The 13,176-nt window shown below is 68.8% G+C and carries 10 protein-coding genes; 1 reads left to right on the plus strand and 9 read right to left on the minus strand.

Annotation, left to right across the window (positions count from 1 at the left end):
• Nucleotides 1-9 precede the first annotated feature (9 nt).
• From ACFC96_RS35640 to ACFC96_RS35675, 8 genes are all read right to left on the minus strand, one after another.
• Nucleotides 10-216 carry an MFS transporter gene (locus ACFC96_RS35640; protein WP_376616288.1) on the minus strand — a complete coding sequence of 69 codons (207 nt, stop codon included), beginning with the start codon at nucleotides 214-216 and terminating at the stop codon, nucleotides 10-12.
• Nucleotides 185-1,459 (minus strand): SGNH/GDSL hydrolase family protein, encoded by a 1,275-nt coding sequence (locus ACFC96_RS35645; RefSeq protein ID WP_376616171.1) that lies wholly within the window; start codon nucleotides 1,457-1,459, stop codon nucleotides 185-187. Before ACFC96_RS35645 ends, ACFC96_RS35640 begins: the two co-directional genes overlap by 32 nt.
• Nucleotides 1,460-1,611: 152 nt before the next feature.
• Nucleotides 1,612-3,972, minus strand: coding sequence for a glycoside hydrolase N-terminal domain-containing protein (locus ACFC96_RS35650; protein WP_376616173.1), 2,361 nt, complete (start codon nucleotides 3,970-3,972; stop codon nucleotides 1,612-1,614).
• A gap of 27 nt (nucleotides 3,973-3,999) precedes the next feature.
• A complete protein-coding gene (locus tag ACFC96_RS35655) occupies nucleotides 4,000-5,340 on the minus strand; it encodes a glycoside hydrolase family 27 protein (RefSeq protein WP_376616174.1) in 1,341 nt (446 codons plus the stop codon).
• 33 nt (nucleotides 5,341-5,373) lie between these two features.
• Nucleotides 5,374-6,213, minus strand: coding sequence for a carbohydrate ABC transporter permease (locus tag ACFC96_RS35660; protein ID WP_340457354.1), 840 nt, complete (start codon nucleotides 6,211-6,213; stop codon nucleotides 5,374-5,376).
• Nucleotides 6,214-6,232: 19 nt separating this feature from the next.
• Nucleotides 6,233-7,210, minus strand: coding sequence for a carbohydrate ABC transporter permease (locus tag ACFC96_RS35665; protein ID WP_376266260.1), 978 nt, complete (start codon nucleotides 7,208-7,210; stop codon nucleotides 6,233-6,235).
• Nucleotides 7,211-7,215: 5 nt separating this feature from the next.
• Nucleotides 7,216-8,484: an ABC transporter substrate-binding protein gene (locus ACFC96_RS35670; protein WP_376616175.1), complete on the minus strand. Its 1,269-nt coding sequence runs from the start codon at nucleotides 8,482-8,484 to the stop codon at nucleotides 7,216-7,218.
• 55 nt (nucleotides 8,485-8,539) lie between these two features.
• Nucleotides 8,540-9,694 (minus strand): ROK family protein, encoded by a 1,155-nt coding sequence (locus ACFC96_RS35675; protein ID WP_376616177.1) that lies wholly within the window; start codon nucleotides 9,692-9,694, stop codon nucleotides 8,540-8,542.
• A 73-nt stretch (nucleotides 9,695-9,767) separates the two neighbouring features.
• Between ACFC96_RS35675 and ACFC96_RS35680 the strand changes: the two genes are divergently transcribed.
• Nucleotides 9,768-11,831, plus strand: a complete 2,064-nt coding sequence (locus ACFC96_RS35680; protein ID WP_376616179.1) for an alpha-galactosidase — start codon at nucleotides 9,768-9,770, stop codon at nucleotides 11,829-11,831.
• Nucleotides 11,832-12,215: 384 nt separating this feature from the next.
• Here ACFC96_RS35680 and ACFC96_RS35685 read toward each other — a convergent pair whose 3' ends face one another.
• Nucleotides 12,216-13,094: a hypothetical protein gene (locus tag ACFC96_RS35685; RefSeq protein WP_376616181.1), complete on the minus strand. Its 879-nt coding sequence runs from the start codon at nucleotides 13,092-13,094 to the stop codon at nucleotides 12,216-12,218.
• Nucleotides 13,095-13,176 lie beyond the last annotated feature (82 nt).

The following is a 13,176-nucleotide window of genomic DNA, read 5'->3' on the forward strand; positions in this document are numbered from 1 at the left end:
GGCGCCGGATCATCCCACAACCCACAAGTCCCTCGCGTCAGCACCGATGGCGAAGCTGCGGATCTTGAGAGGGAACATCTCGGTCAGGATGAGCCAGCCCAGTTGCTCGGGGGTGGCCTGCATCGAGAACACGAAGCACACCACGAAGGCCACGATCATGGACCGCTTGAAGGGGGCGCCGGCGTCAGTGCCGCAGCAGGCGAAGGTCGATCGCATCGGCCATGGCCTTCATGCCCGCGTCGTCGGGGTGTATGTGATCGCCCGAGTCGTAGGCGGGGTTGAGGGCCGAGGGGTCCGCGGGATCGCGCATGACCCGGTCGAAGTCGATGACGCCGTCGAAGGCACCGCCGGTGCGGATCCAGTCGTTGACGCTGCGGCGGATCGCCTCGGCGGCGGGCGTGTAGTAGCCGTTGCCCTTGACCGGCATCAGGGTCGCGCCGACGACACGGACGCCGGCGGCGTGCGCCTCGTCGATGAGGGTGCGCCAGCCGTCGATCAGGTCCTGCGCGGTCAGAGGTCCGCCGTCGGGGCCGGCGTTGTTACCGATGTCATTGATGCCTTCGAAGAGAATCACGTCTGTGACGCCGGGCTGACCGAGGGCGTCATGACGGAACCGCTTCAGGGCGCTCACGCCCTGCCAAGGGTTGGGGACATCGGTGAGCACACGATTGCCGCCGATACCGGCGTCCACGACACTCAGCCGCTGCGGGCCCGGCTCGGCTTCGAGGCGTCGGCCGAGTACGTCGGGCCACCGGGTGTAGGTACCGGTCGAGGAGTGGTAGCCGTCGGTGATGGAGTCGCCGAACGCAACGACGGTGCCCTTCGCCGTCGGAGACAGGACGTCGAGACCTGCCAGGTAGTACCAGGAGGTCGTGGTGGTGGCGAACCCGGCCGCGCTGTCGTCGCGTGTGTGGTCGCCCGAGGCCGTGTAGGTCGTGTCGAAGGCGTCCGAGTGCCAGGTCGACATGCCGGTCGCGCGGGGCACGTAGAGGCTGACGAGTAGGTTCTGCCCGGCCTCCACGGAGATCGGGACGACGTCACTGACGGCCTCGTCGCCGGCCGGGACCGTGACGCGGTCCGAGCCGGCGAAGGTGATGCGCCGGGTGGTGCCCGGCCTTGCCTCGCCGCCGTGCGCCTGAACGGCGACGTTCGCGGCCGCCACCTCGAGCGGCCCGGGGCTGTAGCGGTTCGAGAGAGTGATCCGGGCGCGCGATCCTGCGACGCTGCTGTGCACCACCATGCGAAGGGTCTGGTTCTCGAAGGAGGGGCCACCGGTCGTCATGCTCGGCGACCAGGCGCTCACTCGGGTGCCCGGGCCGAGAGCCGACGGCGTGGCCGCGCGCGCGGTGCCCAGGGGCGCGGCCGCCAGGGCGAGCGCGAGCAGCGCTCCGAACAGGGCCCGCGAAGGTCTGCGGCGGGCTCGGCTAGGCACCGCTCGGTGCGGCTGATCGAGGGTCATCGGCACTTTCTCCGTTCTTCTCGACGTTCTTGTAGACGTTCTTGTAGACGTTCAGGTCGTCGTTCAGGCACGTACGTCCTCGGGAAGGCGCGGTGCAGGGCAGGGCGCCGCGAGGCCTGGCGCCCTGCCGTGCACCGGTCGTACCGACCGGTTCAGCCCTGGAGGTCTGTCAGCCTCACCGACTCACCGGGCCGCAGGGTGACAGTCGTGCTGCGGCCACCGGCGGTGACGGTGGTCCTGCGTCCGCCGACGCTGTGCAGCGTCGCCCGGCGTACGCGGCCTCGCTCCCAGGTCATGTCCACGGTGAAGCCGCCGCGGGCTCCCACGCCCTTGAGGGAGCCGGATTCGGCCCAGGCATCGGGGAGCGCCGGCAGGAGTTCGATGTGACCGGGGCGGGAGTAGACGAGCATTTCCAGCATCGCGGTGGGCGTGCCGAGGTTGGCGTCGATCTGGAAGATGGCCCGGGTGTCGGAGACCCGGTACATGTCGAAGAAGTTCATGGCTGTGCCGGTGTCACCGCCCGCCCAGGGCCGCAGGTTCGTCAACATCAGCCGGTAGGCCTTGTCGGCGTCCTTGAGCCGCGCCCAGCACGCTGCCCGCCACGCGCAGGCCCACCCATAGCTCTCCATGCCGCGGGAGGTCAGCAACTCCGTTGCTCCCTTGAGGAGTTCGGCGTCACCGGCGTCCGGGCGGATACGGTCGCCCGGGAACAGGTTGATGAGCGGCGACAGATGGCGGTGGGTGGTCTCGCCGAGGTCGTCCTCGCTCATCCACTCCTCGAGACGGCCGGACTTCGGGCTGACCCGCGGGAGATAGAGCCTGCCACGCAACTTCTGCACAGCTGCGGCGTGTTCGGTGTCGCGGCCGAGAGTGCGGCACGCCTCCTCGTAGTGGCCGAAGAGGGACCACAGGAGTTCCTGTGTGTACGTGATGCCGCGGGCGTCCTGCGGGCCCTGTTCGGGCGACCAGTCGTGGTCGTCGATGAGGACCTCACGACCGTCGACGGTCGTGGTGATCAGGCGTGCTTCCCAGAACTCGCAGGCGCCCTTGAGGAGCGGCATGATCCGTGCCAGGTACCGCACGTCCTGGGTGTATTCGTAGTGCTCGTAGAGGGATTCGCACAGCCAGGCGTTGCCCGCCGGGTGCCACCACCAGCCCAGGCCGCCGTAGGGGTTCGTGGAGAAGGCGACCGTCCAGCCCGCGACCTTGCCGGAGGTGTTGCGGTAGCGGTTGCGGGAGTCGTTGAACTGCTTCTGTGTCACCTCGCTCCACGCGGGGAGCTGGGCCAGGCAGTAGTCGGCGAAGGCGGGGAACGTGTCCCCGAGGCCGGCCCGGTCGGCCAGCCAGTAGTTCATCTGGATGTTGATGTCGGTGTGGTAATCGCCCATCCAGTCCGGGGTGTTGCCCTCCAGCCACAGCCCCTGGAGCCCCATGGGCAGCCCGTCGCGCGAGCCGCAGATGGTCAGGTAGCGGCCGAACTGGAGGTAGCTCGCCTCCAGTTCCGGGTCGGGCGCCGATCCGTCGGCGGCGCGCGCTTTCAGGCGTGACCAGGTGTCCATCCGGCGCTGCCCGCCACTGGAGCGGCCGAGGTCGAGGGTGAGCCGGTCGTAGCGGGCGCGGTAGTCGGCGATGTGCGTGTCGCGCAGCCGTACGGCCGACGTCCGGGCCGCCGCCAGGGCCTTGTCCTGGGCGAGGGCGAGCGGGTCAGCGTCCGGGTCCCGGTAGCCGGTGGCGTGGTCCGGCGCGTAGTCGGTGCCGCCGCTGATGACGAGGGTGACCTCGGTGCAGTCGGTGAACGTGACGCGGGTTCCGGTGGCGGTGATCGTGCCGTCGCCGGCGGCGGTGACCGCGGCGGCGTACTTCAGCTTGTTGCCGAGGGTCGCGGAGAAGGAGGCGAGGTGCCGGTCCTTGTTCACGCCGGTGGTCTCGCCGTGGGTGCCGGAGAGGATGATGGCGCCGGTGAGGGAGCCACCGCCGCTCTGGCTGAGCCGGACGACGATGGTGTCGTCGGGGGCGCTGGCGAACATCTCGCGGGTGTAGCGGACCTTGTCCTTGGTGTACGTCGTGGTGACGAGGCCGTTGCTGAGGTCGAGGGTGCGGCGGTATTCGGTGACGGCGGAGCGCTCGTGTCCCGGCAGGTACAGCATGACGCGGGCGAGCAGGGTGAGGCTGCCGAAGTCATCGCGCCCGTAGGGGAATTGGCCGTCGCTGTCGAGGGTGGTGTTGGCGTCGCCGCTCCACATGCTGGCGTCGGTGACGTGGAGGAGCTCGCGGGCGGGGTCGGCGCCGACGAGGGCACCGAGGCGGCCGTTGCCCAGCGGCAGGCCTTGCTCGATGAGGAGGTCCTCGTCGGCGGGCTCGGGGTACCACAGGGTCGTCGCCTCGCCGGCCGGTATCAGCGGGGACGTGGTGGGGCGGCGAGGCTCGGCGTGCGCGGTGAAGGCGGGCAGGGCGCTCAGTGCGAGGGCTCCGCCGAGGCCGAGGACCAGGCGTCTGGAGGGTCCGTTTCTCATGTGCAGCTCCTTGGGCGTGACGGGCGGTCAGGAGAGCTTGATCAGGCGGGAGCCGTGGGCCGGGACGGCGGTGGCGGTCCAGGAGCCCTTGGCGGTGCCGAGGTCCTTGCGGGCGACGACGTCGCGCAGGTGCTGGGGGCGCTTGATGCCCAGGTCCTTGAGGTCGACCGTGATGTCGGTGGCCGTGGAGCCGAGGTTGTAGACCGCGAGGTAGGTGGCACGACCTGCCTTCTTCGTCCACACCTGAGTGTCACCGGAGCGGATCTGCTTGGGCAGGACGGCAGCCTGGTCGACGGCGATGACCTCGGGGTTGGTCAGGATCGCCTTGGCCTTGTCGTCGAGGAAGTAGATGTCGCCGCCGACGTACAGCGGAGACGAGGCCATCGACCAGAAGGTCATGACGGTCTGCCGCTCGGTGTCGTTGATGCCGTCCTGGAGTCCGCTGCCGGAGTTGTTGTTGATGGGCATCGAGTCGAGGTCGGCGAGGTAGCCGGGGGCGGACAGCTTGTCGAGCCACTTGGGCAGGTCGGCGAAGCGGTCGTCGACGGAGCTGGTCCAGGTGCTGGTGGTCTCGCAGTAGCACTCGATGTCGGTGTCGACTCGGACCCCGTTGGCGTAGGGTCGCAGGCCGTCGCCGGCCTCGAGGTCGACGGGCCAGGCGCTGGCGGACAGCCACATGCTGCGGCCGCTGTGGTCGATGGCGGTGGACCAGGCCTTGATGTCGGCGACGTTGTCCTTCGTCACGCCGTCGATCTTGATGAAGTCGATGCCCCAGGAGGCGTACCGCGCGACGATCGAGTCGATGTACTCCTGGGCACAGGGGTTGCTGTAGTCGATCTTCCAGCTGCCGCCCCACTTGTTGGTCGGGGTCAGCGGCTTCACGGCAATGTCCTGTGCATGACAGTCGGTACCGAGGATCGGCGCGTTCTTGTCGTACACCTCCTTCTCCAGTCCGGCGGCGCCGTACAGACCGAGCTTGAGGTCCTTGCCGTGGACGTAGTCGGAGAGCGACTGCATACCGCTGGGGAAGCGGTCCTTGTCGGCGTTCGGGATGCCGTTGGCGTCGGTGTGGAAGTTCCAGTCGTAGTCGAAGTTCCAGCCGGCGTCGATGTTCAGATTCCTGTAGCCGGCCGAGGACAGCTTGCTGCTGAGCGCGTCGGCGGCGTTCTTGATGTTGCCCTCGTTCAGCCAGTGCGTGCCGTAGCCGGCACGCGAGGAGGACTCGACGCTCCAGCTGCTCCAGCCCATGAACGGCTTGACGTACGGGGTCTTGGCCTCAGCGGTGCCGGTGGAGAGGGCGAGGGTGAGGGGCAGTGCGCAGGCGGCGGTGAGTGCCACGCGCCGGGTCGTTCTGGTCGTACGGGTCACTGGAAGTACCTCCGGTATCGGGGAGAGGGAGTTTCAGGACTTGAGGCCGGACATCGCTATGCCCTGGACGATGTGGCGCTGAGCGACCAGGAACATGATCACGAGCGGGAGGATGGCCACGACCGTGCCGGCGAACAGCTCGGGCAGGTTGACGGTCTGTGAGGTGAGGAAGCTGGAGAGCGCGATCTGCACGGTCCAGCTCTCGGGGTCCTGGCCGATCATCAGGGGCCACAGGAAGGAGTTCCACGCCTCGATGAAGGACAGTGCCCCGAGTGAGGCGATCATCGTGGCCGAGTTGGGCAGGATGATGCGCCCGTAGACACCGAGGTAGCTGAGGCCGTCGAGGCGGCCCGCCTCCTCTATCTCGGCGGGGAAGGACAGGTAGAAGCTGCGGAAGAGCACGACGGCGAACGCGTTGAACAGGCCGGGTGCGATCAGGCCCCACATCGTGTTCACGCCGCCCATCGAACCGACCACGACGAACGTCGGCAGGAAGGTCACGGCCTGCGGGATCATCAGCGTGCCGACGATGAGCGAGAGGACGATCCCGCGACCGGGCACGTTGATCCGGGCAAGCGCGTACCCGGCCATCGAGGCGAGCAGCGTGGACACCGGGGCCGAGATCACCGCGATCAGCAGCGAGTTGGCCAGGGACCGGCCGAAGGGTCGCTCCGGGTTGTCGAACAGGGAGCTGAAATTGTCCCAGTTCAGCGCGGACGGCAGCCAGTGCCAGTCGCCGGCGGTGACCTCCGGCGTCGTCATGAAGGCGTTGCGCACGAGCACGTAGAACGGGATCAGGAAGACCACGGCCAGCAGGCACAGCACCAGGTACGTGGCGGCGGAGCCGAGCACGCTCCCTCGGTAACGGTTCATGGGTTGAGTCCTTGTCCGATCAGTCCTTGTCGCGGGAGAACCCGAGCATCCGGCCCTGAAGGAGCGTGACCAGCACGATCAGAAGGGTGAGCAGGAAGGCTCCGGCGGAGCCGACGCCGTAGTCCTGGTCCTGGAGAGCGACGCCGTACAGGTGCATGAGGGGGGTGCGCACAGGTTCGCTGCCGAGCGAGGCGCCGGTGGAGAAGATCGCGTAGAACTCGTCGAAGGCCTGGAGTGCGGCGATGAGCATCAGGAGCAGGATCGCGACCGACGTGTTGCGCAGCATGGGGAAGGTGATGCTGCGGAAGGTGCGCCAGGCACCGGCGCCGTCGAGGGCCGCGGCTTCGTACAGGTGCTGCGGAATGGACTGGAGCCCCGCGATGAAAAGAATCATGTACAGGCCGACTTGGAGCCACAGACGCAGTGTCACCAGCACGATCCAGTACAGCGGCGGGCTCTGTGTCTGGATCCACGGCGTGGCGTCGGCGCCGAAGAGCGCACCGAGGGTGTTCGCGAGGCCGGACGGCACCCCGCTGAACAGGGCCATCTTCCAGATCATCGCGGCGGCCACGTAGCTGACGGCTGCGGGCAGCAGGAACGCCGTACGGAAGAAGGCCCGGCCGCGCCGTATCCGGTTGACGAGGACGGCGAGGCCCAGGGACCCGGCGAAGGTGATCGGCACGATCATCGCCGTGAACAGCACGATCATCGTGAGCGAGTCCCGGAACCGTTCGTCGCTCAGGAGCTGTTGGTAGTTGTCCAGGCCGACCCAGCTCCCCAGGGAGATGGTGCGGCGGGCCTCACTGAAGCTGAGCAGGAAGCTCCAGCCGATGGCCACGTAGCGGAAGACACCGAGGCCGATCAGCATCGGGGCGGTGAGGACGACGAAGGCTACCGCCTTGGAGCGCCGCTCCGTGAGCCGCCGGCGGCGCGGAGCTGTGGCGGGCGCCGGGCGGGCGGCACGCCCCTGCAGGGGCGTGGTGCCGGTGGCGGTCATGACGGTCAGCCCATCTGCTTGTCGAGGTCGGACTGCGCCTTGGACTGGGCCTTCCTCAGGGCCTTCTCCGGTGCCGATCCCTTCGCGATGTCGGCGGCCGCGGCAATGAACTCGGCCTGCATCGCCTGCGTCCACTCGGCCGGGAAGGAGATGCCGTACTTGGTCCCGATGGTGACGGTGTCCTTCGAGGCACCCTTGCTCAGCTCCGGTGTCCTGGCGGCGACCGCGGTCTGCGGCGGCACGTGGAAGCCGTACTTGACGGCCCAGTCGATCTGGATGTCGACCTGCTTGATCCACAGCCACTGGAGGTACTTCTTGGCCTCCGCGACGTGCTTGCTCTTGGCGTTGACTGCCTGCGTCCAGCCGCCGAGCCGGGCGACGGGCTTTCCGGAGGAGTCGTACGCGGGCCAGGGCGCGACCCCGAAGTCGTCACCGAGCGCCTTCTCGACGGTGGGCAGCGCCCACAGGCCGCACCACTGCATGGCGGTGGCGCCCTGGGTGAACGCCCCCGCGTCGTACCAGTCGGTGGTGAAGCCGAGCAGCACCGACTTGTCGGAGTGCAGATCGTGCAGGCCGCCGATGGACTTGGCGGCGTCGGCGTAGACGACCTTGTCTCCGTCGATGAGGTTCTTGCCCTGGGACCAGGCGAGGAGGTAGGGGCTGTCGCCGATGCCGTCGTTGCCTATGAACAGGCCCTTCACATCGCCGTCCGTCAGCTTCTTCGCTGCGTCGGCGAGTTCGGCGAAGGTGGTGGGAACCGCGACGCCCGCCTTCTTCAGCATCGACTTGCGGTAGAAGAGCATCATGATGTCGTCGATGGTCTTCATGCCGTAGAGCTTGCCGTCGACGGTGAGGTAGTCCAGGTCGGCCTTGTTGAAGCCGTCCTTGGCGGAGCCGTACACGTCGTCGAGCGGTTCGAGCTGCCCCTTACGGGCCATCTCGGCGCGGAAGTCTCCGAGTTCGAAGACGTCCGGGGCATCGGCACCGAGCAGGGCGGCGTTCAGCTTGGTCTCGTACTGGGAGGTGTCGGCGCCCCACACCACGTTGACCGCGATATCCGGGTTGGCCTTGGTGAACTCCTCGGCGTACCGCTTCACCGCGGCCTGGGTGCCCTCCTCTCCGTACTGGTGATACCACTGCGTGAGGGTGACCTTGGCTCCCTTGGCGGACGCGGTTTCCTGCGGGTTGCTGGAGCAGCCGACGGCGGCACCCGCGACGAACAGCAGGGACGTGCCGAGGAATCCCCGGCGGGACAGGGCGGAACTGGCAGTCATGACAGGGTCCTTCCGGGGAGCGGATACGTGCGAGAGATCAGGCGCCGGCGTGGGTTCACGCGGCGAACAGTGACTGGATGCTGACGGCGGCGGCCCCGCGCGCCCATTCCTCCCAGGGCAGCGGGCGCACGACGAGGGGGCAGCGGGCCGCGGTACCGAAGGCCTGGGTGGTGAAGGCGGCGCGGATCTGCTCCTCGAAGAGGTCGTACGCGGCAAGGCCCTCACCGGAGACGACGACCCTCTCGGGGCCGACGAGGTTGACCATGGCAGCGAGGCCAAGCCCGATGGCCTTGCCGGCCTCGTCGAAGACGGCGCGCACGGCGGCGTCCCCGCCATGGGCGCGGTCGACGGCCCCGGCCATGTCCAGGTCCGGCTCGCCCGCCGCGCGACGCGCCCGGGCCACGATGGCCGCCTCGGAGGCGATGGCCTCGACGCAGCCGCGGGCGCCGCAGTGGCAGTCGGGGCCGTCGCCTGCGGCCACCGGGATGTGTCCGATCTCGCCGGCCACGCCATAATTTCCGGCCACCAGGCGTCCGTTGACCACGAGCGCGCAGCCGATGCCGACGCCGACGGTGGCGAGGGCGAAGGAGTCTGCGCCCACACCTTCACCGAACCACTGCTCTGCGACGGTGAGGGCCTTCACGTCGTTCTCGACGGTGACCGCCAGCCCCGTTGCGGTGCGTACCAGTTCAGCCAGCGACACGTCGCGCCAGCCGAGAAACGGCGAGTAGCGCACGAGGCCGCTCACCCGGTCCACGTCACCCGAGACGGACACCCCGATGTGGTGAGTCCGCCGGGCGTGCGCGGAAGTCAGCTCCGCGACGAGCGCGGCGATGCCATGGACGACCTGGTCGACCGACCGGTCCGTCACCGGGATCCGGTGCGCGGCACGCACCTGCGCCCTCAAGTCGGTGACCACACCGATGAGTTCGTCGGCCGTGACCTTGACGCCCACGAAGAACTCCCGGTCGGCGCGGACGGCGAGGGGGTGCGCGGGACGCCCCGCACCTTCGACGGTCCTCGGCCCCTGTGGCAGCTCCTCCAGGTATCCGGCTTCGATCATCGGCTTGACCGCCTTGGTGACGGCGGCGGAGGAGAGACCGGTGATCCGGGCGATCTCCGGGCGGACGACCGGGCCACGCGTGAGCACTGTCGTGAACACCGTGTTGGCCGCCGGAGACGCGAGCAGCTTCGCTCGGTTCAGCAACATGGGGGAAACGTAGAGGCAATAATTTCCTTCGTCAATATTTAAATTCCAGGAGTTCGGATCTAGGCTCCCGCTCATGTCTCAGGTGTACTTCGACGAGCCCAGTCGCACGTTCCTGCTCACGACCCAGAACTCCTCGTACGCGCTGCGCATCGGCGCGGACGACAGCCCACGGCATGTGCACTGGGGCGCGCCCCTCACACTCGACCAGGTCGCCGCGCTGCCCACACACGACGGACTGACCAGCAGCTTCGCCTCAACAGGCGGCGAAGAGATAGCCGTTGAGAGCGGCGCCCGGTTCGGGGTGCCCTCACTGCTGGTGCGGTACTCGGACGGCACGCGCGGCATCGAGTGGGCCTACGAGGGCCACGAGATCGACGGCAACCACCTCCACGTGCGGCTGCGCGACCGCCACTACCCTCTCGGCTGCACGCTGCACTACGCAGTGCACCCCGACAACGACATCGTCGAACGCTCCCTGACATTGCGGCACTTGGGGACGGGCGGAGCAGCCGACGCGCCCGTCGAGATCCTGCGCTGCGACGCCGCGAGCTGGTCCGTGCCGGCCGCGTCGGGTGTACGGCTGAGCCACACGGTCGGCGAGTGGTCGGGCGAGACACAGCTACGACGCACCGAAGCCCCCTATGCCGAGACCCTGTTCACAAGCCGACGCGGCCTCTCCGGGCACCACGCGAACCCCTGGCTGATGGTCGACGGGGGTGACGCGGACGAGAGCCACGGCGAGGTGTGGAGCATGGTCCTCGCCTGGTCGGGGAGTTGGCGGATCACCGCGCAGCGCGACCACGCGGGCGGCCCGTTCACCGTGACCGGTGGCGCCGGGCACGACGGCCTGACCTGGCGGCTCAACGCCGGCGAGAGCCATCGAACCCCCGTGTTCGCCGGGCAGTTCAGCCACGGCGGCTTCGGCGCGACGAGCCGCGGCTGGCACCAGTACACCTGCGCACACGTACTGCCGCGGCCCGACGAGGAACGCCCCGTGGTCTACAACAGCTGGGAGGCGACCGGCTGGGACGTCACCCTGGAGGGGCAGCGCAGCCTGGCCGAACGCGCCGCCGGCCTGGGTGTGGAGCTGTTCGTGGTGGACGACGGCTGGTTCGGAGGGCGCACCAGCGACCGGGCCGGGCTCGGCGACTGGCACCCGAACCCGGAGCGGTTCCCGCACGGGCTCGGCCCGCTGGTCGACGAGATCCGGCGGCTCCGGATGCGCTTCGGCCTGTGGGTGGAGCCGGAGATGACCAACCCGGACAGCGACCTGTACCGCGAGCACCCCGAGTGGGTGCTGCACATGCCGCACCGCCGCCGCACCGAGCTGCGCCACCAGCTCGTCCTCAACTTCGCGCGCGCCGATGTCACGGAGTGGGCCTTCGAATGGCTCGACCGGCTGGTCTCCACCTATGCGATCGACTTCCTGAAGTGGGACATGAACCGGGCTTTCACGGAGGCGGGTTGGCCGGACCACCCCGACGCCGAACGACTGTGGACCGACCACACGCGGGGCGTCTACTCGGTGCTCGACCGGCTGCGCAGCGCCCACCCCGATCTGCGGATCGAGGGTTGCGCGGGCGGCGGCGGCCGCGCGGACCTCGGGATGCTGGCCCGCACCGATCAGACCTGGATCTCCGACAACACGGACGCCGACGACCGCATTGCCATCCAGCAGGGCTACAGCCAGGTCTACCCGGCCCGCACCATGTCCACCTGGGTGACCGACAGCCCGAACCCGCACACCGGGCGCACCACGCCGCTCCCCTACCGCTTCCATGTGGCGATGGCAGGCGCACTGGGCATCGGCGGCGACCTCTCGCGCTGGACCGAGGCCGAACTCGCCGAGGCCCGCGACCTGGTCGCGCTGTACAAGGAGATCCGCCCGGTGGTGCAGCTCGGCGTGCAATACCGGCTCACGGACGCCGTGCAGTACCGGGCCGGCGATCGGGTCGTGGTCATCGCCTGGGGCCAGGACCGCGATCTGCGGCTGACCGGCCTCTCCCCGGCCGCGGTCTACGTGGACGAGTCCACCGGCGCCGAACACGCCGGAGCGAATCTGCTCTCGCACGGACTGCCTCTGCGGTTGCCCCGGACGGACCGGCCGAGCACCGTGATACGGCTGACCCGGCGGTGATCTGACGTGATCGGTGCCGGGAGCATGGCCGCCGCGTCACCCGGATCACGCGGCCCGGCCGCACGGGGGCGCCCTTCGGCTGTCGCGAGCACAGCCGGCCCTCGCCGACGGTGCACCGGGGCGAGGCTGGTGCTCGCGACCGCCTCGCCCCCGGCCAGCCAGTATCACCGACTCACTCCAGTCCCGGACAACGGCGAGTAATCGTCAGGACCTGCGGATCAATTGCTGCTCTCAATGAACCATCTTCGGTTGTTGGTGATTGTGTCGAGTAGATCGTCGATGAGGCAGTCCACCGCTCTGCACCGGCCTCCGGTTCGAAGTCGCTGATGCGGTGGGCGGTGTCGGCTATGGCCCAACACCACTGCGGGCGGTTCGATCCTTCCGTCACACCTTGCCGATCCCCAACGTGTTCGTCCCCGGCAGCATTCCCGACCCGATGACCGCGACCCAGTAGTCCCCCAGTAGATCGCCGAGCCGGTTCATGTCGACCGCGCCCAGTTCCTGCCAAGGCGCTGCCGCCAGTTCGTCCGTATGGCGCTCGACCTCGGCACGCAGCGCACGCCCTGCGTCAGTCGCGGTGCCGTCAGGCTCCAACAGGCCTCGCCCGACCAGCCGTTCGCGCGCCGCGGCCCACTCATCCTTGCTCCAGCCTCGGCTCCCGAAAGTCTCCTCGGGTGCCGCCCCTATTGCCGCGAACGACACTAGTGACTCCACCGGGTCGAGCCCCGCGATCAGCAGCGCCGCGAGATGGCCGTCCCCACGGTGCTCACGCAGGATCGTCGCGGCCTGCCAGAGCACCAGGTGCGAGGCGTCCGGCCAGGGCTGCGCTGCATTGGCGGCGGCAAGTGGCCGGCCCGCGTGCACGGCGGCCTCGGCGGTACGGCGGGCCAGGGCGGCGGCCTCGGCCAGCTCGGGACTGTGGATACGGTCGCCGAGGAGCGCGCGGTACGCCCGGTCGACGGCACGTCGGCGAGCAGCGAGGACGGTCTCGGGATCCGCGGCGTCCCAGACGGAGGGGATGTGCTCCCTGACCGTCTCCGGGCTGAAGCTGTAGAACGCGGACGTCACCTGCTCACAGCCGACCGCCCCGAGCGGCGCAGCCCGCCAGGCGAAGTAGCTGGGCCAGCGGCCGGATTTGATGCCGATTCGGTCCGCCTCCTCGAAGGCCTCCGGGGCGAAATAGACCACCGCGTGCAGCGGCTCCAGCAAATGCCACAGCTGACGTACGCGGCCGAGCTCGATCTGATCCTTCTGATCCGGCATGGCGTTCTCCCCGTCCTGCGTCATCCACTCACCCAAACTTGACACTGACTAGATTGCTCACGCTCACCTGAACTTGTCAATG

Source organism: Streptomyces sp. NPDC055955 (assembly GCF_042270245.1).
Taxonomy (GTDB): Bacteria; Actinomycetota; Actinomycetes; order Streptomycetales; family Streptomycetaceae; genus Streptomyces.

Coding starts and splice junctions, on each gene's coding strand:
- ACFC96_RS35680 (WP_376616179.1), top strand. CDS start 9,768: ATGTCTCAGGTGTACTTCGACGAGCCCAGTCGCACGTTCCTGCTCACG.
- ACFC96_RS35650 (WP_376616173.1), bottom strand. CDS start 3,972: ATGAGAAACGGACCCTCCAGACGCCTGGTCCTCGGCCTCGGCGGAGCC.
- ACFC96_RS35685 (WP_376616181.1), bottom strand. CDS start 13,094: ATGCCGGATCAGAAGGATCAGATCGAGCTCGGCCGCGTACGTCAGCTG.
- ACFC96_RS35675 (WP_376616177.1), bottom strand. CDS start 9,694: ATGTTGCTGAACCGAGCGAAGCTGCTCGCGTCTCCGGCGGCCAACACG.
- ACFC96_RS35645 (WP_376616171.1), bottom strand. CDS start 1,459: ATGACCCTCGATCAGCCGCACCGAGCGGTGCCTAGCCGAGCCCGCCGC.
- ACFC96_RS35640 (WP_376616288.1), bottom strand. CDS start 216: ATGCGATCGACCTTCGCCTGCTGCGGCACTGACGCCGGCGCCCCCTTC.
- ACFC96_RS35670 (WP_376616175.1), bottom strand. CDS start 8,484: ATGACTGCCAGTTCCGCCCTGTCCCGCCGGGGATTCCTCGGCACGTCC.
- ACFC96_RS35660 (WP_340457354.1), bottom strand. CDS start 6,213: ATGAACCGTTACCGAGGGAGCGTGCTCGGCTCCGCCGCCACGTACCTG.
- ACFC96_RS35665 (WP_376266260.1), bottom strand. CDS start 7,210: ATGACCGCCACCGGCACCACGCCCCTGCAGGGGCGTGCCGCCCGCCCG.